General features: G+C 68.8%; 19 protein-coding genes. 13 read left to right on the top strand and 6 right to left on the bottom strand.

The features are described 5' to 3' along the window. The first annotated feature begins 4 nt into the window (after positions 1-4). A complete protein-coding gene (locus ACIA58_RS40935) occupies positions 5-754 on the top strand; it encodes a peptidylprolyl isomerase (protein WP_396409271.1) in 750 nt (249 codons plus the stop codon). Positions 755-763: 9 nt separating this feature from the next. On the opposite strand, the gene ACIA58_RS40930 is transcribed toward ACIA58_RS40935, so the two are convergent. Next, entirely contained in the window at positions 764-1,360 is a 597-nt protein-coding gene (locus ACIA58_RS40930) for a hypothetical protein (RefSeq protein ID WP_396409270.1), read from the bottom strand. 28 nt (positions 1,361-1,388) lie between these two features. Here ACIA58_RS40930 and ACIA58_RS40925 point away from each other — a divergent pair, with 28 nt between their 5' ends. Further along, positions 1,389-1,793: a cupin domain-containing protein gene (locus ACIA58_RS40925; protein WP_396409269.1), complete on the top strand. Its 405-nt coding sequence runs from the start codon at positions 1,389-1,391 to the stop codon at positions 1,791-1,793. A gap of 41 nt (positions 1,794-1,834) precedes the next feature. Here the strand turns inward: ACIA58_RS40925 and ACIA58_RS40920 are convergent, their stop codons facing one another. Next, positions 1,835-2,665 (bottom strand): LLM class F420-dependent oxidoreductase, encoded by an 831-nt coding sequence (locus ACIA58_RS40920; RefSeq protein ID WP_396409268.1) that lies wholly within the window; start codon positions 2,663-2,665, stop codon positions 1,835-1,837. Between the two features lie 357 nt (positions 2,666-3,022). Between ACIA58_RS40920 and ald the strand changes: the two genes are divergently transcribed. The 8 genes from ald to ACIA58_RS40880 all read left to right on the top strand — a co-directional run bounded on the left by ald (position 3,023) and on the right by ACIA58_RS40880 (position 11,326). Further along, positions 3,023-4,138 (top strand): alanine dehydrogenase, encoded by a 1,116-nt coding sequence (gene ald, locus ACIA58_RS40915; protein WP_396409267.1) that lies wholly within the window; start codon positions 3,023-3,025, stop codon positions 4,136-4,138. Positions 4,139-4,140: 2 nt separating this feature from the next. Beyond that, complete coding sequence (xerD, locus tag ACIA58_RS40910) at positions 4,141-5,079, top strand: site-specific tyrosine recombinase XerD (RefSeq protein ID WP_396409298.1); 939 nt, start codon at positions 4,141-4,143, stop codon at positions 5,077-5,079. A gap of 10 nt (positions 5,080-5,089) precedes the next feature. Then, positions 5,090-6,334 carry a low temperature requirement protein A gene (locus tag ACIA58_RS40905; RefSeq protein ID WP_396409266.1) on the top strand — a complete coding sequence of 415 codons (1,245 nt, stop codon included), beginning with the start codon at positions 5,090-5,092 and terminating at the stop codon, positions 6,332-6,334. A 194-nt stretch (positions 6,335-6,528) separates the two neighbouring features. Next, the gene (locus tag ACIA58_RS40900; protein WP_396409265.1) at positions 6,529-7,596 is read left to right on the top strand and encodes a ParA family protein; all 1,068 of its coding nucleotides are present in this window, start codon (positions 6,529-6,531) and stop codon (positions 7,594-7,596) included. Beyond that, on the top strand, positions 7,581-7,973 hold the full coding sequence (locus ACIA58_RS40895) for a hypothetical protein (RefSeq protein WP_396409264.1): 393 nt from the start codon (positions 7,581-7,583) through the stop codon (positions 7,971-7,973). Before ACIA58_RS40900 ends, ACIA58_RS40895 begins: the two co-directional genes overlap by 16 nt. Then, positions 7,970-8,971, top strand: a complete 1,002-nt coding sequence (locus ACIA58_RS40890; RefSeq protein WP_396409263.1) for a segregation and condensation protein A — start codon at positions 7,970-7,972, stop codon at positions 8,969-8,971. Before ACIA58_RS40895 ends, ACIA58_RS40890 begins: the two co-directional genes overlap by 4 nt. Then, a complete protein-coding gene (gene scpB / locus ACIA58_RS40885; RefSeq protein WP_396409262.1) occupies positions 8,968-10,602 on the top strand; it encodes an SMC-Scp complex subunit ScpB in 1,635 nt (544 codons plus the stop codon). Before ACIA58_RS40890 ends, scpB begins: the two co-directional genes overlap by 4 nt. Beyond that, positions 10,595-11,326 carry a pseudouridine synthase gene (locus tag ACIA58_RS40880; protein ID WP_396409261.1) on the top strand — a complete coding sequence of 244 codons (732 nt, stop codon included), beginning with the start codon at positions 10,595-10,597 and terminating at the stop codon, positions 11,324-11,326. Before scpB ends, ACIA58_RS40880 begins: the two co-directional genes overlap by 8 nt. Positions 11,327-11,438: 112 nt before the next feature. Here ACIA58_RS40880 and ACIA58_RS40875 read toward each other — a convergent pair whose 3' ends face one another. Further along, complete coding sequence (locus ACIA58_RS40875; RefSeq protein ID WP_396409260.1) at positions 11,439-13,085, bottom strand: APC family permease; 1,647 nt, start codon at positions 13,083-13,085, stop codon at positions 11,439-11,441. 190 nt (positions 13,086-13,275) lie between these two features. Here ACIA58_RS40875 and ACIA58_RS40870 point away from each other — a divergent pair, with 190 nt between their 5' ends. Genes ACIA58_RS40870 through ACIA58_RS40860 form a run of 3 tightly spaced genes read left to right on the top strand, consistent with a single transcriptional unit; the run spans position 13,276 to position 16,423 of the window. Next, positions 13,276-14,379, top strand: a complete 1,104-nt coding sequence (locus ACIA58_RS40870) for a sugar ABC transporter substrate-binding protein (protein WP_396409259.1) — start codon at positions 13,276-13,278, stop codon at positions 14,377-14,379. After that, a complete protein-coding gene (locus ACIA58_RS40865; RefSeq protein WP_396409258.1) occupies positions 14,376-15,149 on the top strand; it encodes an ATP-binding cassette domain-containing protein in 774 nt (257 codons plus the stop codon). The genes ACIA58_RS40870 and ACIA58_RS40865 overlap by 4 nt, the downstream gene beginning before the upstream one ends. Next, positions 15,146-16,423, top strand: coding sequence for a sugar ABC transporter permease (locus tag ACIA58_RS40860; protein WP_396409257.1), 1,278 nt, complete (start codon positions 15,146-15,148; stop codon positions 16,421-16,423). The genes ACIA58_RS40865 and ACIA58_RS40860 overlap by 4 nt, the downstream gene beginning before the upstream one ends. Here ACIA58_RS40860 and ACIA58_RS40855 read toward each other — a convergent pair. From ACIA58_RS40855 to ACIA58_RS40845, 3 genes are read right to left on the bottom strand one after another with little or no spacing between them, the layout of a single operon-like run. Then, entirely contained in the window at positions 16,420-16,773 is a 354-nt protein-coding gene (locus ACIA58_RS40855) for a response regulator transcription factor (RefSeq protein ID WP_396409256.1), read from the bottom strand. The genes ACIA58_RS40860 and ACIA58_RS40855 overlap by 4 nt on opposite strands. Positions 16,774-16,822: 49 nt before the next feature. Next, positions 16,823-18,199, bottom strand: coding sequence for a CHASE3 domain-containing protein (locus ACIA58_RS40850; RefSeq protein WP_396409255.1), 1,377 nt, complete (start codon positions 18,197-18,199; stop codon positions 16,823-16,825). A gap of 7 nt (positions 18,200-18,206) precedes the next feature. Next, positions 18,207-18,875 (bottom strand): response regulator, encoded by a 669-nt coding sequence (locus ACIA58_RS40845; protein WP_396409254.1) that lies wholly within the window; start codon positions 18,873-18,875, stop codon positions 18,207-18,209. Positions 18,876-18,928 lie beyond the last annotated feature (53 nt).

Below are 18,928 nucleotides of genomic sequence, written 5' to 3'. Positions count from 1 at the left end.
GTTCATGAGGAAGACAAGTGTGATCGCGTGCGCGGTGCTGGCGGTGGCCAGTCTGCTGGTCGCCACCGCACCGGCCGACGCCGCCGGCACACCGGCCAGCACACCGGCCGGCACACCGACCAGCACCAACGGCCCGTGCGGCTACACGACGACTCCGGACGATCCGCCGGCCCGTCCGGTGTCGCTGCCGCCGGATCCGCGGCACACGCCGGACAAGGGGATCGTCAAGGTCCTCGTGGCGACCAACCAGGGCCCGATGCTGCTGTCGCTGGACCGGGCGAAGGCGCCGTGCACGGTGCAGAGCTTCCTGCACCTGGCGAAGAGCCGGTTCTACGACTTCACCACGTGCCACCGACTCACGCTGTACCCGACGCTGAAGGTGCTGCAGTGCGGTGACCCGAGCGGTACCGGCGAAGGTGGCCCGGGCTACTCGTACAAGGACGAACTGCCGACCGACCTGCCGAACTGGCCGACCGACCCGACAGGGGTCAGCAAGGTCTACGCGCGGGGCACGGTCGCGATGGCGAACGCCGGCCCGAACACCAACGGGTCGCAGTTCTTCCTGGTGTTCGCGGACTCGCGGCTGCGCCCGGACTACACGGTCTTCGGCTCGATCGACCGGCTCGGCCTGGCCACCCTCGACCGCGTGGCCGCCGGCGGGATCGCGCCGACGCCCGACGACCCGACCGGCGTGGACGGTGCGCCCGTCCGGAAGACCAACATCATCGTCGCCCGCTCGCTGGGCGTCTGGTAACTGCGGAGGTCAGCTGACCACCATTTCGCCGCCGTCCTCGGCCAGGGCGGCGGCGACCTGGCGGCAGTTCGCCGCCAGTTCGTCGTCGGGAATCTTCGGCAGCATGTCGTCCCAGGCCGCGATCATCGCGCCGCGGAGCTGCATCATCCCGAGTGGCCGCGCCATGAACCACAGGTGGAAATGCTCGCTGCCGTCGCCCCACCGGTTGAAGTGCGTGCGGCCGACGCTGTCGATCCCCTGGACCGCCTTCGCCACCCGCTGGATCATCGGCCCGAGCGTCGCGGTCAGCTCCGGCGGCAGGTTGTCGAGCCGGTAGTGCTCATGCGGCTCGAGCAGCGCCACGAACGGCAGCCCGGTCGCCCCGAACGACTTCAATGCCCACTGCTCGTCGCGCCAGATCACGAACCCGTCCGGGTCCGCACATTTAGGGCACGGTTTGCCGCCGGCCTCACCGTTCCGCGGCGGCTCCGGCAACACCGGCTCGTCCAGCCGCACCACCTGCAACTCTCCCTCGAACGGGAAGAACGGATGCCCGAGCAACGGCTCGGCCGACCTGCGTTCGCCGTACGGAAGCCTGCGGTGGTACTCGGAAGGCAGCTCAGTCATACACCGCACTCTGCCGGAGAATCGGTCCATGGAGAAGCCGGAGTTGGCGACGTTGCTGGAGCTGGAGCCGCATCCCGAGGGCGGGTGGTACCGCGAGACCTGGCGGTCGGACGTCGAGTTCGAGCCGGAGGGGTACGGCGGCGCACGGCACAGCGCGACCGCGATCTACTTCCTGCTGGCGCCGGGGGAGGAGTCGCGGCCGCATCGGGTGCGGTCGGCGGAGATCTGGTTGTGGCACTCCGGCGGGCCGTTGAGGTTGGAGTACGGCGAGGAGTCCGTCGTACTCGGACCCGACGTACAAGCAGGCCAACGACCGCAGGTGGTAATACCCGCCGGAGCCTGGCAAGCGGCACGCCCGGCCGGGGACAAGGCCGTGCTCGTCTCCTGCGTGGTGTCACCCGGCTTCGACTTCGCCGACTTCACCATGCGGTAGTAGATGCCCTCGCCAATAGTTGCCAAGGGCATCAACTATGTCTAGCTGAGAACCGTTGCCAGCGCCTCGTATCCGGGGAGCAGGTCGATGCCTTCGCGCCCCAGTTGCTGGATCGCGACGTGGTCCGCGCCCGCGTCCAGATGGGCCTTCAGGCCCGCCGCGATCTCGACCGCGGTGCCGTGCAGAACCATCGCGTCGACGAGCCGGTCGCTGCCGCCGTCGGCGAGATCGTCGTCGGTGAACCCGAGCCGCTTGAAGCTCGAGGTGTAGTTCGTCAGCTGCAGGTACGACGCCAGCCGGTCCCGGGCCGTTGCCCGCGCAACCTCCGGGTCGGTCTCCAGCACGATCATCTGCTCCGGCGCGAGCAGTACCCCGCCGCCGAGGATCCGGCGCGCCTCCCGGGTGTGCTCCGGCGTGGTCAGGTACGGCAGCGCCCCGGCCGTCCGCGCCCCGGACAGCTGCAGCACCTTCGGGCCGAGCGCGGCCAGCGCCCGCCGGTCGGCCGGGACCTTCCCGTCGTCGAGCTCGTCCAGGTAGCTGACGATCGTCTCGTACGGCGACCGGTAGTCGTCGTTCCGCTCGCGGTGGCCGATTCCCACCCCGAGCAGGAACCGTCCCGGGTGCTCGTCCTCCAGCCGGTGGTACGACGCCGCGACGCCGTCCGCCGGCGACTTCCACATGTTCACAATGCTGGTGCCGACAGCAACCGAAGTGGTTGCGGCGAGCAACACCTCGGCGTCGCGCAGGGCGGTGTCCGGCGAGGCGCCCAGCCACAGCGCGCCGTACCCCGCCTGCTCCAGTCCCGCCGCCAGTTCCGGGCCGAAGTGCTGGGGTCCGTGCCAGACCCCGTACCGTCCCAGTTCGACTGCCACGCCGTACTCCTCTCGTCGATCGACCTCAGCGTGCAACCCGGGGCGGACGGGCTCCGTTCCAAGCATCCCTGACGGCAACGAATGGGCGTCAATGATCGTTGCCGTGTCAGCCGGGACCCAGCCGTGGCCGGCGGTCGCTGCGTGTGGGAAAGCTCACCGACCGTAGCCAGGTATCACTTCCTTCTCCATGGCGTCATCTTCTGCGAAAGGTCGTGTCAAGATCAGACCATCCCGTCGGGTGGTATGAACCGCACGGGCTTACACTCGGCAACGACCTGGCAGCACACCCCTCAACCGCCGGGCCCGCGGACACAACGACGTGAGCCGCACACCTGGAACGTGAAAGAAGGGCAAGTTGTGAAGGTCGGAGTACCGAAGGAAGTCAAGAACCACGAGTACCGGGTGGCGATCACCCCCTCCGGCGTGCACGAGTTCGTACGTGGCGGGCACGAGGTTCTGATCGAGCAGGGGGCGGGCAACGGTTCGCTGATCCCGGACGAGGAGTTCGTCGCGGCCGGGGCCCGGATCGTGGCCGAGGCCGACGACGTCTGGGCCGATGCGGAGCTGGTGCTCAAGGTCAAGGAGCCGGTGGCGGAGGAGTACCACCGGATGCGCAAGGACCAGGTGCTGTTCACGTACCTGCACCTGGCCGCCAGCCAGGACACGACCGAGGCGTTGCTCAAGTCCGGCATCACCGGGATCGCCTACGAGACGGTTCAGCTTCCGGACGGATCGCTGCCGCTGCTGGCCCCGATGAGCGAGGTGGCCGGCCGGCTCGCGCCGCAGTCCGGCGCGTACCACCTGATGGCGCAGGGCGGCGGCCGTGGCGTGCTGCTCGGCGGTGTGTCCGGTGTCCACCCGGCCCGCGTGGTCATCCTCGGTGCGGGTGTCTCCGGGATGAACGCGGCCGCGATCGCGCTCGGCATGCAGGCGCAGGTGCAGCTGTTCGACCGCAACATCGCCCGGCTGCGGCAGGCCGACCAGATCTACCAGGGCCATCTGCTCACGATCGCCTCGAACGCGTACGAGATCGAGCACGCCGTACTCGAGGCCGACCTCGTCATCGGCGCGGTGCTGGTCGTCGGTGCGAAGGCGCCGAAGCTCGTCACCAACGACATGGTCAGCCGGATGAAGCCCGGCAGCGTGCTCGTCGACATCGCGATCGACCAGGGCGGCTGCTTCGAGGACTCGCGTCCGACCACGCACGCCGACCCGGTGTACCGGGTCCACAACTCGCTGTTCTACTGCGTCGCGAACATGCCCGGCGCGGTGCCGAACACCTCGACGTACGCGCTGACCAACGTGACGCTGCCGTACGCGATCGAGCTGGCGAACCTGGGCTGGCGCGAGGCGCTGAAGTCGGACCACAGTCTGGCGCTCGGCCTGAACACGTTCGACGGGCACGTCACCTACGGTCCGGTGGCCGAGGCGCACGACCTGTCGCAGCTGAAGCTGGACGAGGTGCTGGTCTGAGCATCTCTTCGGGCATCACCAGGGCAGTCGGCACCTACCTGGACCACCTCACGGTGGAGCGCGGGCTGGCACCCAACACCCTGGCGTCGTACCGGCGTGACCTGCGCCGGTACGGCGACTTCCTCGCCTCCGCCGGGATCGACGACCTCGGCCGGATCACGGAGGCCGTGGTCGGCGACTTCCTCATGCGGTTGCGCGAGGGCGACGCCGACCATCCGCCGCTGACCGCGTCGAGCGCCGGGCGGACCGTCGTGGCGGTCCGCGGATTCCACAGGTTCTGTGTACGCGAGGGGCTGGCCGCTGTGGACCCTGCCGCGGCCGTGAAGCCACCTGTACCGCCTCAGCGGCTGCCGAAGGCACTGTCTGTCGACGAGGTGACCCGGATCCTCACAGCGGCCGCTGGAGCTGAGGCGGAGCCCGCCGTACTGGCCACCCGGGACGCCGCGTTGCTGGAGTTCCTCTACGGCACTGGTGCACGCATCTCGGAGGCAGTCGGCCTGGATGTCGACGACATCGACCTGGACGCCGGTGCGGTGCTGTTGCGCGGCAAAGGCAGCAAGGAGCGAGTAGTGCCCGTCGGGTCGTACGCGCGCGACGCGTTGTCGTCGTACCAGGTCCGTGGACGCCCTGATCTGGTGTCACGTGGCCGCGGTACGCCTGCGCTGTTCCTGAACGCCCGCGGTGGCCGCCTGTCCCGCCAGAGTGCGTGGACGGTACTGCGTCGCGCTGCGCAGCGGGCCGGTATCTCGAAGGAGATCTCCCCGCACACGCTGCGTCACTCGTACGCGACACACCTGCTGGACGGCGGGGCCGACGTACGCGTGGTCCAGGAGCTGCTGGGACATGCGTCCGTGACGACGACACAGGTGTACACACTGGTGACCGTCGACAAGCTGCGCGAGGTCTACGCGACTTCACATCCGCGGGCGCTTTCCTCTTAAGGTTCACCGCGTGAGTGAACAGACGGGGGCCGCTGAGGAGCGGCACGCGAGTTGGCTGGAGTTGTTCTTCGATCTGACCGTGGTGGCCGCGGCCGCGCAGATCTCGCACCGGCTGCACGGCGCCGAGACGCTCGGACAGGTCGCGATCTGTGCGGCGATGTTCTACGCGATCTGGAGCGTGTGGACCGCGACCAGCGTCTACGCCAACGTCGCGGGGGAGCACACCAGGCGCCGCGCCGTACTGCGGACCATGCTCGGCATCGGCGTGATGGCTGCGTCCGTACCGGGCGTTTGGCCGGGTCTGCTGCCGGACCACACCGGTGAACCGCACGGCGGCAGCCGGACTGTGGCGTTCACTGTCGCCTTCCTGGTCTGCCGGGGCATCGCAGCAGGGTCGGCCAGCCGGGACGGGAAGGTGATCGGCTTCTGGCCGGCCACCCAGGGCGTCATGGCCGCGCCCTGGGTCGTCGCACTGTTCGTCCCGGAGGAGACGGCGTACTGGCTCTGGGCCGGCGGGATCGCTGCCGACCTGATGTTCTCCGTGATGGGTGCTCGCAACCCGAAGGCGATGGAGCAGCGTGCGACCAGCATCCGCCGTCAGCAGGAACAGGACCAGCTCCGGGACCGGTTGTTGCGCCGCCTGTGGCACGGGCGGCGCGACGAGGCGCCGGCGAGACCGCCGCTGATCACGACCGCCCAGGTCGAGCGGGGGCATCTGGACGAGCGACTCGGGTTGTTCGTGATCATCGTGCTCGGAGAGGCGCTGGCGCAGGTCGTCGACGCCAACACCGAGCTGGACTGGGACTGGAAGGTCGGTCTGGCCTCGCTGGCGGCGTTCTGGTTGATGATCGAGCTCTGGCAGCTCACGACGCTGTATGGGTTCACTCCGGCGCCCCGCAGTACCACTCCGCTCGAGCCGTGGGCCGCACTGCTCGCCCACCTCGTCGTCACCGGGGCAATCGTCGCCATGGCGGCCGGGCTGGGCGGTCTGATCCCGCACGCCGGGGAGCACCTGGAGGCCAAGGAGCGCTGGTACCTGTTCGGAGGGCTCGCTCTGTACTTCGTGATCAGCGGTGTGGCCGGGGTGATCGGGAAGGTGCGGCTGCGCTGGTTCCTCGGCTGGCAGATCCCCTGCCTGCTCGTGTCGGTCCTCGTCGCCGCGCTCGGGCACTCGCTGCCGGCGTACGCGCTGGCGGTCGTGGCGGCCGCCGTGCCGACGTGGTTCTACAGCTACAACCGGCTCGTGAAAGGGTAGACCCGGTGCTCGGGTATCCGGGACGGTGTGCGATCATCTGCTCACGGCCGGTGACTCCGAGTGGGTGATCGGCCAGGTTCGGAGCTTTGTCGACAAACAGCCCCACCCCGGTGCGGAGTGGCTGGTTGAGAGTGCTTGAATGCACGCTTACAGTCGCTGGGATCGCCCGTATCGGTTGAAAGGTTTGACGAGTCATGAACGAGTCGACATTCCCGGGCACCGAGCACGTGACCGACCACCTTTCGGGCCGTATCCCGGGGCACATTCCGGCCCCGGTGCCGGCCCAGCCGTTCAGCCCGCCACCCCGCCCGGTGACCACGCCCCGGGCGCTGCCCGACAACTATGCGGAGATGCCGAAGCCGACGGCCAAGCTCACCGCGGAGGACCTTGCACCCGTGAACGACCCGAACGGTCCGCGTCACAAGATCGGGCCGACCGGCCGGCCGCTGCCGGACCTGCCGGTGCCGCAGCCACCCGCCAAGACCGGCCCGGCGCAGGTGATCGCGATGTGCAACCAGAAGGGCGGGGTCGGTAAGACCACGACCACGATCAACCTCGGCGCGGCGATCGCCGAGACCGGTCGCAAGGTGCTGCTGATCGACTTCGACCCGCAGGGGTCCGCCTCGATCGGCCTCGGCGTACAGCCGCACGACCTGGAGCTGTCCGTCTACAACCTGCTGATGCAGCGCGACATCACGCCCGACGAGGTGATCCAGCCGACCCGGGTGGAGAACCTCGACCTGCTGCCGGCCAACATCGACCTGTCCGCGGCCGAGGTGCAGCTGGTCCAGGAGGTCGCCCGCGAGTACACGCTGCAGCGGGTGCTCGACCCGATCATCCCGAACTACGACGTGATCCTGATCGACTGCGCTCCGTCGCTCGGTCTGCTCACCGTGAACGCGCTGACCGCGTCGAACGGCATCGTCGTACCGCTGGAGTGCGAGTTCTTCGCGCTCCGCGGCCTGGCCATGCTGACCGACACCATCGCCAAGGTGCAGGACCGGCTGAACCCGAAGCTCGAGATCGTCGGGATCCTCGGCACCATGTTCGACGGGCGTACGACGCACGCCCGGGAGGTCCTCGACCGGGTGGTCCAGGCCTTCGACGAACGCGTCTTCCACACCGTCATCCGGCGTACCGTCAAGTTCCCCGAGACCACGGTCGTCGGCGAGCCCATCACGACATACGCCCCCTCGTCCCAAGCGGCTACGCAGTACCGCGACCTTGCCAAGGAGGTGCTGGCGCGTTGTCCCGCCGGGTGAGCCTGCCAGGTGCCAGTGAACTCTTCGGGGGTGCGGCACCGAAGCAGACCAGACCCGAGAAGCGCACCACCACTGACGGACCGTCGTCGTCTGTACGGTCCCGTACGACGGTCGTCGACGACCGGAAGTCGAGTGGTCGGATCCGTCACGACACGAAGATCACCGTGTACGTGACGGAGGAGGAGCTGCTCGGCCTGGAACAGACCAGACTCGCGCTGCGCGCGGAGCACGGCCTGACGGCCGACCGCGGCCGGATCGTCCGCGAGGCCATCGACGTACTGCTGGCCGACTTCGTCGACCACGGGCCGGACTCGGTGCTGGTCCGGCGGCTCCGTGCGGCGGAGGGCCTGGCCGCGGAGCTCAAGGGCGCGGAGTGACCGTGTCCTCGGACTCGTTACCGCTGGACCTCTCGGCCGGCTCGGCCGGCCCGGGCGATGAACCAGCTGTTGCCGAGGGCAAGGGGTTCAGCGTTCACCTGGTGAACTTCGAGGGGCCGTTCGACCTGCTGCTGCAGCTGATCTCGAAGCACAAGCTGGACATCACCGAGATCGCGCTCTCGGTGATCACGGACGACTTCATCGCGCACATCAAGGCGCTGGGGTCGGAGTGGGATCTGGATCAGACGTCGGAGTTCCTGCTGATCGCCGCGACGCTGCTGGACCTGAAGGCGGCGCGGTTGCTGCCGAAGGGCGAGGTCGAGGACGACGAGGACCTCGCGCTGCTCGAGGCCAGGGATCTGTTGTTCGCCCGGTTGCTGCAGTACCGGGCGTTCAAGCAGATCGCGGCGCTGGTGCAGGAGCGGATGGCGGTCGAGTCGCGGCGGTTCCCGCGGGCGGTCGGGGTGGAGCCGCGGTTCGCGGAGCTGCTGCCCGAGGTGTTGCTGGGGCTCGATCCGGCCGGGCTGGCGGCGCTTGCCGCGCGGGCGATGGCGCCGAAGGACAATGTGCCGGAGGGGGTTTCGCTCGCCCACCTGCATGCGCCTGCGGTGACGGTTCGCGAGCAGGCGCTGGTCATCGTGGATCGGTTGCGGCGGCAGCGCAGTACGACGTTCCGGGCCCTGGTCTCCGACTCGCCGGACACTGTGACGACGGTGTGCCGGTTCTTGGCGTTGCTGGAGTTGTTCCGTGAGGCCGCGGTGACGTTCGATCAGGTGACGCCGCTGGGGGAGCTCACGATCCGGTGGACGGGCACTGACGAGGGCGAGATCGACGTCAGCGACGAGTTCGACGAGGAAGCCGAACCGCCCTCCGAAGACGGCGAGGCGCCAGTTGTTGCCGAAGACAACGACTGGCTCGAGCCCGGCGCCACTGCCACCGACGAATCCGACATCCCCCCGCCACCGGCCCCAGCACCCGACGAGACGGCAAACCAGTGACCGACCACACCAACACCCCCGCCGGCGTCGAGCCCGACGCGCAGGAAGAAACCGCGCAGGAGCAGTCGTCCGTAGTAGACGACGCCGCCGAGAGCACCTCCGAGGACCAGGTCGCCGCGGACCACCAGGCGGGCGCCGAAGCCTCGGACAAGCTGGCCGGTGCCGAGGGCGCTTCGGACGAGTTGGCCGGTGCCGAGGGCGCTTCGGACGAGTTGGCCGGTGCCGAGGGCGCAGGGCAGGAGCAGGTCGCTGCGGACGGCTCAGGGCAGGGGCAGGCTGCCGCGGACGCGGCCATCGCGGACGAGGACACAGTCGCCGCCGAGAACGGTGAGGCTGCGGCCCCCGACGAGGCCGCCGTTACAGCGGATGCTCATGAGGAGCAGTCCGCGGGTGCTGCCGGTGAGGACACAGCCGTCGAGGACTCGGCCGTCGAGGACCCGGGCGCTGAGGACGCCGCGGTTGAGGACGCCGCCTCAAAGGACACAGCCGCCGAAGACGCCGGCGCTGCGGATGGCGCCGCCGCCGAAGACACCGGCGCTGCGGATCGCACGGCCGAGGACGTAGTCGCTGGGGGCGCGGCCGCTGCCTCCGTCACGTCGGCTGGCGGGGATGAGGATCACCTGCCGCCGGGGCAGACTGAGGTGCCGGTGGAGGATGAGGTTGTTGTTGATGACGACACCATGCGGCGCGCTATCGAGGCGATCCTGATGGTTACGGATGAGCCGTTGCCGGTGCTGACGTTGGCGCGGGCTGTTGGGCGGCCGACGGGGGATGTGGCGGACGCGCTGGGGGAGTTGTCGGCGGAGTACACCGAGCAGGGGCGTGGGTTCGACCTGCGTGAGGTCGGCGGGGGTTGGCGGTACTACACGCGCGTCGAGGCAGCGCCGTACGTCGAGCGCTTCGTCCTCGACGGTCAGCAGGCGAGGCTCACGCAGGCGGCGCTGGAGACGCTGTCGGTGGTCGCGTACAAGCAGCCGGTCAGCCGGGCGCGCGTATCTGCCATCCGCGGGGTGAACGTCGACGGCGTCATGCGCACGCTGGTCGCGCGCGGTCTGGTCGAGGAGGCGGGGGCCGATACGGAGTCGCAGGCCACGCTGTACCGCACCACGACGTACTTCCTGGAACGCATGGGCATGCAGTCCCTGGACGATCTGCCTGAACTGGCCCCGTACCTTCCCGACATGGACGACATCGAGGAAGAGTTGGCCGCCCAATCCCTCTCACCCGCACCTTCAGCCGACGGCACGACCCCCACAGACGACGCGGAGCCCACCGCTCCGGCACAAGACACCGAGTCCGACGGTCCGGCGCAGCACACCGGGTCCGACGGGTCCGAGGTGGCCGAGGTGGCCGACGAGTCCGAGGTGGAGTACGTCGGCTCGTCCGAGCCTGCCGTCGACGCAGCGGACGACGACGGGTCGGAGGAGGTGGACGCCGCGGGCCGGGACGAGGAAACCGAGCCCGCAGCCGACACCGAGCCCGACCAGGCGCAGGCCGCCGACCCTGCCGATGCCACCGATCGCGCCGAAGCCATCGATGACGCCGAAGCGGTCGGCGACGCCGAAGCGGCCGGCGACGCCGAAGCGGCCGACGGCGGCGAGGTTGTTGAGGGAGTTCGGCACCGTGGATGACGCGGGGGTTCGGTTGCAGAAGGTTCTGGCTCGGGCGGGGGTTGCTTCCCGGCGGAATGCCGAGCTTCTGATCGAGGAAGGGCGGGTGGAGGTCGACGGGCGGGTGGTGACGGAGTTCGGGGTGCGGGTTGATCCTGAGTCCGCGGTCATCCGGGTCGACGGGGAGCGGATCCCGCCGGTGAGTGCGAACGTGTACCTCGTGCTGAACAAGCCGCGCGGCGTCGTGAGCACGATGTCCGACCCACAAGGGCGGCCGTGCATCACCGACTACGTGCAGGATCGCCCTGAGCGCCTGTTCCACATCGGCCGGCTCGACACCGACACCGAGGGGCTGTTGCTGCTCACCAACCACGGCGAGTTCGCGCACCGCCTCGCGCACCCGTCGTACGAGGTCTCCAAGACGTACGTCGCCGAGGTCGACGGCAACGTCAAACCCGCGGTACTGCGCACGCTCCTCGACGGCGTCGAGCTCGACGACGGGCCGGCGCGGGCGGATACGGTGAAGATCGTCTCCACGGTCCCCGGCCGCACCTTGATCGAGATGAGCCTGCACGAGGGCCGCAACCGCATCGTCCGCCGCATGTTCGACGCGGTCGGCCACCCGGTCAAGCGCCTCACCCGCACCGCCATCGGCCCGGTCCGCCGCGGCAACCTGCACACCGGCGAGCTCCGCGACCTCAACCCCAAAGAACTGGGCCAGCTCCTCGACCTGGTCGACCTCTAGCCTCTCCGATCCTGGGGGTTGGCGCTTCAGATTGTGGGTCAGCACCTTGCATGCAGGGGGCTAACCCACAATCTCAGGGGTCAACCCCTTAAGTTGCCACGCCGCGTCGCGCTCAGCCCAGGTTGGCTTCTTCCGGTACGACGACCTGGTCGACCATCGCCTGGATCTGCTCGGCCGGCAGCGCGACCGCGAGCGCCCAGAAGTAGATGACCAGGCTGAAGACCGCCGTCACGAGCATGTCCCACCACAGCGGGAACCACGGGTGCTTCAACGGGCCGAAGTCGCTCAGGTAGACGATCAGCCCCATCCCGACGAGGTACACCGGCAACCACTGCGCTGCTCGCAGGTCGAGCTGCGGCATGATCGGGTTGAGCTTGAACACCCGGTTGGCGATCAGGATGACGTACCCGAGCAGGATCGCCACGCCGAGCTTCCAGTCCGTCATCCACCCCGACCACAGGATCAGCAGGTTCGCGACCACGAACGCCAGCGGCGAAAGCCACGAGGCGCCGGGCAGCCGGTACGGGCGATGCGCGGTCGGCAGCCGTCGCCGGAACACCCCGAGCGACAACGGCGCACCGGCGTACATCAGCACACTCGCACTGGTGATCAGCCCGACCAGCGAACGCCAGCTCGGGAACGGCAGGAAGCAGATGCACCCGATCACGAAGGCGGTGATCAACCCGACCCACGGAACGCCGCGGCGGTTGGTCCGCTCGAACACCGACGGCACGTACCCGTTCCGGCTCAATCCGTAGGACACCCGCGAGCTACCGGTGATGTAGATCAGCCCTGTCCCACCAGGCGAAACGACCGCGTCGATATACAGGATCGTTGCCAGCCACCCCATACTCAGCAACGTCGCGACCTGCGCGAAGGGACCGGTCATGGTCGTGTACGCCGCATGCGCCCAGGTGCCCTGGATCTGGTCCTTGGGCAGCGCCGCGATGAACACGACCTGCAGCAGGATGTAGATGACCGCGCCGATCACGATCGACCCGATCACCGCGCGCGGAATGTCGCGCCGCGGGTTGCTGCTCTCGCCCGCCAGCTGGTCGGCCTGCTCGAAGCCGAGCAGCGCGAAGATGATGCCGCTGGTCGACACCGCGGACAGGATGCCCTTGGCGCCGTAGGGGTTGAAGCCGTCGGCGGCGGTGAAGTTGCTGCCGTGGAACTGCACCACGGCGAGCGCGAAGATCGTCAGCAGCGGGATGCCGACCTTCCACCAGGTCGCCGCGCTGTTGGTGCGCGCGAGCAGCCGGATGCTGAGGAAGTTGATCGCGGTGACCGCGGCCATCAGCAGCACCGCGACCACGATCCCGGACCCGGTCAGGATGTGCTGCCCGTTGACCGTCTTCAGCCAGCCGCTCGCGAACGAGTAGTGCTGGCCGTAGGTGATCATCGCCAGCACCTCGATCGGCGCCACGGTGGCCGCCTGCAGCCAGGAGAACCAGCCGAACGACGCACCGGCCGCACCGCCGAACGCGTAGTGCGGGAAGCGCGCCGTACCACCGGAGACCGGGTACATGCCGCCCAGCTCGGCGTGCACGAGCGCCAGGATGAGGATCGCCGTACCGCCGATGACCCAGGAGATGATCGCCGCGGGACCGGCGGTGGACAGGGCGCCTTGTGCGCCGAACAACCAGCCGGAGCCGATGATCGATCCCTCGGAGGCCCAGATCAGGCCGACGAAGCCGATGTCACGCTTCAGGCCCGGCCGGCTCTGCCGAGCGGAAGGTACTGCTGCAGATGTGGCCATACCAAGAACCATGGCCCGGCGCGGTCCGCCGGGGCAGTGAGGCTGTCCGCCGTCCCGGCCCCCTGCCAGCCGGTATCCGGCGTACCCGCTGGTGGGCAACGGGGTTGGGTGCCTGCTGCGACGACGCGACGCGGCGCCGATCGCATGCTGGGCAGGAGACAACCCTGCGGCGAATCATGAAGGACGCACGATGCGAAACACACACAGAGCGGTGGCGCTGGCCGGGACAACCCTGGCGCTGCTCACCAGTCTCGTTGCCTGCGGCAACAGCAATGACAACTCGTCGTCGGGCAGCAGTGCACCGCCGGCCAACACCAAGGTCGGCGTACTGCTGCCGGACACGGCGTCCTCGCCCCGCTGGGTCTCGGCCGATCCGAACGAGCTGCGCAAGCAGTGCACGGCCAACAAGCTCACCTGCTACATCGACAACGCGAACGCCAGCGCGACCACGATGGAGTCGCAGGCCCAGGCGCTGATCAACCAGGGCGTCGGCGTCCTGCTGGTGACGAACCTCGATTCGGGGTCCGGCAAGGCGATCGAGTCGCTGGCCAAGCAGCACAACGTGGTGACGATCGACTACGACCGGCTGACCACGGGCGGTACGGCGGAGTACTACGTCTCGTACGACAACGTGAAGGTCGGCCAGGACCAAGGCACGGCGCTGGCGTCCTGTCCGCAGGTCGCCGGCAAGTCCGCGGTCGGGTACGTCGACATCGACGGCGCGCCGACCGACAACAACGCGACGTTGTTTGCCCAGGGCTACAACTCGGTGCTGTCGAAGCAGACCGGCTGGACCAAGCTCGGCGAGCAGACCGGCAACTGGGACCCGGCCACGGCGCAAACCGTCTTCACCACGATGCTCGGCCGCCACCCGAACCTGAACGCGGTGATGGTTGCCAACGACACCATGGCGCAGTCGGTCATCAACGTACTGAAGTCGCAGGGGCTGGCCGGCAAGGTCGCGGTGTCCGGTCAGGACGCCACCGCCGGCGGTCTGGACAACGTGATGGCGGGCACCCAGTGCTTCACGATCTACAAGCCGGTCGCCGGTGAGGCCGATGTCGCGATCAAGCTCGCGGGCCAGATCCTGTCCGGCCAGAAGCCGACCGCCCCGGCAACGATCAAGGACCCGACGAACGGTCGCGAGGTCCCGTCGTACCTGGCCGATCCGACGGTGATCACCAAGAAGAACGTGGCGCTGCCGGTCACGGATGGCTACGAGACCGCCGTGTCGGTGTGCCCGACTCCGGCCCTGGTGAAGCTCTGCGGCGAGAACGGCATCCACACCCCGTGAAAACACTCGAACTGCGAGGCGTCGGCAAGTCGTTCGGTCCGGTCGTGGCGCTGTCGGAAGTGGACTTCAGCGCCGGGGCCGGCGACGTGACCGCCCTGGTGGGCGACAACGGTGCGGGCAAGTCGACGCTGGTCAAGTGCATCGGCGGCATCCACCGCATCGACGCGGGCGAAATCCTCGTGGACGGCACACCGCAGCAGCTGCACGAACCGCGGGATGCGGCCCGGCTCGGCATCGAGATCGTCCACCAGGACCTGGCCCTCGCCGACAATCTCGATGTCGTCGGCAACATGTTCCTCGGCCGCGAGCGGGTCAACCGGCTGCACACGCTCGACGAGAACACCATGGAGCTACTGGCCTCACAGACCCTGACCTCGTTGGGTGTCCGGACGGTCAGGTCAGTCCGGCAACGCGTCGCCAGCCTGTCGGGTGGTCAGCGGCAAACGGTCGCCATCGCGAAGTCGGTGCTCTGGAGTTCGAAGATCGTCATCCTCGACGAGCCGACCGCGGCCCTCGGTGTCGCCCAGACCGAGCAGGTCCTGGACCTGGTCCGGCGGCTCGCCGATCGCGGTGTCGCCGTCGTACTGGTCTCCCACAACATGAACGACGTCATGCAGGTCGCGGACTCCATCGCCGTGCTGTTCCTGGGCCGGATGGCCACGCAGGTACGGCGCAAGGACGTGAGCCAGACGCAGGTCGTCGAGCTGATCACCAGCGGCCGGTCCGGAGAACTCGGACTGCCGGCCGAGTCGAGGGGAGCGATCCAGTGAACGCCCAGGCCGGACCGGTGGTCGCCGATGAGACACCGCAGCGCAAGTCCGTGCAGGGACCGCTCAGTGCGTACGTCCGCGACTACGTGGCGCGGCTGCGCGGCGGTGAACTCGGATCGGCTCCCGCGATCGTCGGGCTGGTCGTCATCACCGCCTTCTTCGCCATCGTCCACCAGGGATTCCTCAGCGCGTACAACCTGGAGGCGCTGGTGATCCAGGCCGCCCCGATCATCGTGATGGCGATGGGGCTGGTCTTCGTTCTGCTGCTCGGTGAGATCGACCTGTCGGCCGGTACGACCGGTGGATTGTGCTCGGCGATCATGGCAGTGCTGTTGTTGCGCCACGGGCAGTCGTGGTGGGTTGGCGTACTCGCCGGTCTGGCCGTCGGGTTGGTGATCGGCTTCGTGATGGGGTGGCTGCGAGCCCGGGCCGGCATTCCGTCGTTCGTGATCACGCTGGCGACGTTCCTGGCCTTCCAAGGGCTGACGCTGATCCTCGTCGGCGGGCAGGGGTCGGTGATCCTGCCGACCGGTTCGCCGCTGATCTCGTTGGAGAACAGCTTCGTGCCGCTGTGGCTGGGCTGGACACTGCTGGGCGTCTTCGTCGCGGGGTACGCCGCGATCAAGCTGATCGATGCGCGCGGACGCCGACGGAGTGGACTGGCCGCGACTCCGGTCGTGGTGATCGTGGCGAAGGTGGTTGTGGTCGCGTTGCTCGGCAGCGCGTTCACCTACGAGATGGGGATCAACCGCAACCTGATCACCAACGCGTTCTTCAGCAACAAGGCGCAGGGCGAGCCGTGGGCCGTCGTACTGCTGGTGCTGCTGTTCGTGGTCTGGCACTTCACGCTGAGCCGGACGCGGTACGGCCGGCACGTGTATGCCGTCGGCGGCAACGAGGAGGCCGCGCGTCGGGCCGGGGTCGTGGTGTCGCGGATCCGCATCTCCGTCTTCGTCATCTGTTCCGGCATGGCGGCCGTTTCGGGTGTGGTCGCGGCGTCGCTCCTGCAATCTGTGCAGTCGAACGCGGGCGCCGGCAACACCTTGCTGCTGGCGGTCGGTGCCGCGGTGATCGGCGGTACGTCGTTGTTCGGCGGACGCGGCCGGATGATCGACGCCGTACTGGGCGGCCTCGTGGTGGCCGTCATCATCAACGGGATGAGCGACCTGATCCAGGGCGCGAACTCGTCCGGCTACGAGTGGGTCGTGACGGGAGCTGTTCTGTTGCTGGCGGCCGGATTCGACGCCGTCGTACGCCACGGGCGCTCGACCTAGACCCTGTCGAGCAACCTCTGGATCGCGGCGGCGGACAGGTTCGTCTTCGGCACGAATCCGATCGCCGGGCTGGCCGCGATCAGGTCCGCGTAGTCCTGCTCGGCGTGGGTCGAGATCAAGATCATCGGCGCCGGTGAACCGGCGGACCGCAGCCGGGTGATCAGGTCGAAGCCGCTCTCGTCGCCCAGGTCGATGTCGACCAGCACCACGTCCGGCCGGAGGTCCTCGACCAGGTCGGCGACCCCGGCGGCCGAGGTCGCCGTACCGACGACGGTGACGCCTTCGCGCCGCAGCAGGCCGCGCGCCGCCTCGAGGAAGTGCCGGCTGTCGTCGACGATCAGGCACCGCATAGCTCAAGCATTACAGGGACCTGACCCGGTGACATTCCTGCTGCCTGTACTACGTGGTGACGGGCAGCGCGACCGTCAGCGTGGTCCCTGCTCCTGTTGGGCTGTCGACCACCAGCGTGCCGCCGAGCGCCTGGACCCGGTCGTCGAGCCCGATCAGCCCGGAGCCGCTCGCCGGGTCGGCGCCGCCCCGGCCGTCGTCGCGAACGGACAGCCGCAAGAGGCCGTCGACGATGTCGGCATCGACCAGTACGACGGACGCGTCGGCGTGCTTCGCGGCGTTGGTGAGTGCTTCGGACACGACGTAGTACGTGGCAGCCTCGATCGGCGCCGGGAGCCGGGTCGTGAAGCCGACCGTCACTTCGGCCGGGACCTTGGACCGGCGCGCCAGCATCCGCAGCGCCGGTCCGATGCCGCCTTCGGACAGGATCGCGGGATGGATGCCTCGGGCAATCTCCCGCAGCTCGTCCAGCGTGGCCGACAACCCGTCGGCGACCTTGTCCAACTCGGAGAGCGGAACATCCGCCTGGATCGCCCGTACGTCGAGGGCCAGCGAGACCAGCCGCTGCTGGATCCCGTCGTGCAGGTCCCGCTCGATCCGCCGCCGCGTCTCGTCCGCCGACCGCACGATGCGTGCCCGCGACGCGGCGACGTCGGCACTCGCGGCGCCCAGCGAGGTGGCCATGGTGTTGAACGTGCGCTCCAGCGTGCGGATCTCGCCGACTCCCGTCTCCGGCACGCGTACGCCGAGGTCGCCCGCGGCCAGCTGGTTCGCCATCTCCGCCGTGACCCGCACCGGCCGGACGATCGCGCGGGTGAGGTAGATCGTGAAGCCCAGGATGAGTACGACGGAACCGGCCAGCCCGATGATCGCGGCAACGACCGCCTGGTTGGCAACCGAGTCCGAGTGCCGCTGCTCGGTCACCGACAACTGCTGCTCGGAGCCGATGAGCTGGTCGAGCCCCGAGCGGATCTGGGCGACCCGCTGCGCGCCCTCCGCCGTAGCAGCTCCGGTGCGAGCGGCGTCCGGGTCGCGCCGCGCGGCCTCGATCTCCGGCATCGAGTAGTCCTGCAGGTACGACGTGACGCTCCGGCTGAGCTCCTGCGCCCGACTGACCTCATCGGGGCTGCCGGCAACCAACTGCTGTAGCGCCGCGGTCTGCGTGGGTAGCTGGGCCTGCGCCGCCTGCCACGGCTGCAGGAATTTCTCCTGACCGGTGATGACGAAGTCGCGCTGACCGGTTGCCACATCATTGACCAGCCGCTCCACCTGATGCGCGCTGGTCAGTACAGCCGCGGTGTGCCGGGCCTGGTGTTCCGACGCGCGCAGCCCCTGCACAGACACGAGCAGCACCACGAACCCGGAGCCGACCAGCACCATCAACAGCCCGCTCGCGACCAGGACCCGCCGGGCGACTCCGCCGATCACGTCGCCCTCATGTCACCGGCCGGCGCACACCGTCCAGGTAGGTCAGGACGGCGAGTACGCGGCGATGGTCGTCGTCGGTCTCGGTCAGGTCGAGCTTGGTCAGAATGCTGCGCACGTGCTTCTCGACCGTCCCCTCGGCGACCCATAGCCGCCGCGCGACACCGGCGTTCGAGCGGCCCTCCGCGACCAGCGACAGCACCTCCCGCTCGCGCTCGCTGAGGGCGGCCAGCGGGTCGTGCCGGCGCCGGGCGTCGACCAGCTCCCGGACCAGGGCCGGGTCGACCACGGACCCGCCGCGGGCGACCCGTCGCAGACTCTCGAGGAACTCGTCGACGTCGGTCACCCGGCTCTTCAGCAGGTAGCCGACACCCTGCCCGGCAGCCATCAGCTGGAGCGCGTGCTCGACCTCGACATGCGCCGACAGCAGAAGCACGGCGGTCTCCGGGTGTTCCCGGCGGATGACGTCGGCCGCGTCGAGCCCCTCCGTCGAGTGTCCGGGCGGCATCCGGATGTCGATGATGACGAGGTCCGGCGGCTGGCGTCGTACCAGGTCCAGGAGATCCGCGCCGTTGCCCGCCGTACCGAGCACGTCGAACCCGGACCGCTCGAGCAGACTGGCCAGACCTTCGCGCAGCAGGACGTCGTCGTCCGCAATTGCCACTCGGGTCCGGCTCACGTCTGCCTCCCGGTCGCGCCGATCAGTCCAGTGAGTTCCAGTGTGTCACCGGA

It is taken from the genome of Kribbella sp. NPDC051586 (genome assembly GCF_044453965.1).
Lineage (GTDB): Bacteria > Actinomycetota > Actinomycetes > Propionibacteriales > Kribbellaceae > Kribbella.
Note: the sequence above shows the minus strand (reverse complement) of the source record. Positions and strands in the feature narration are given on the sequence as shown.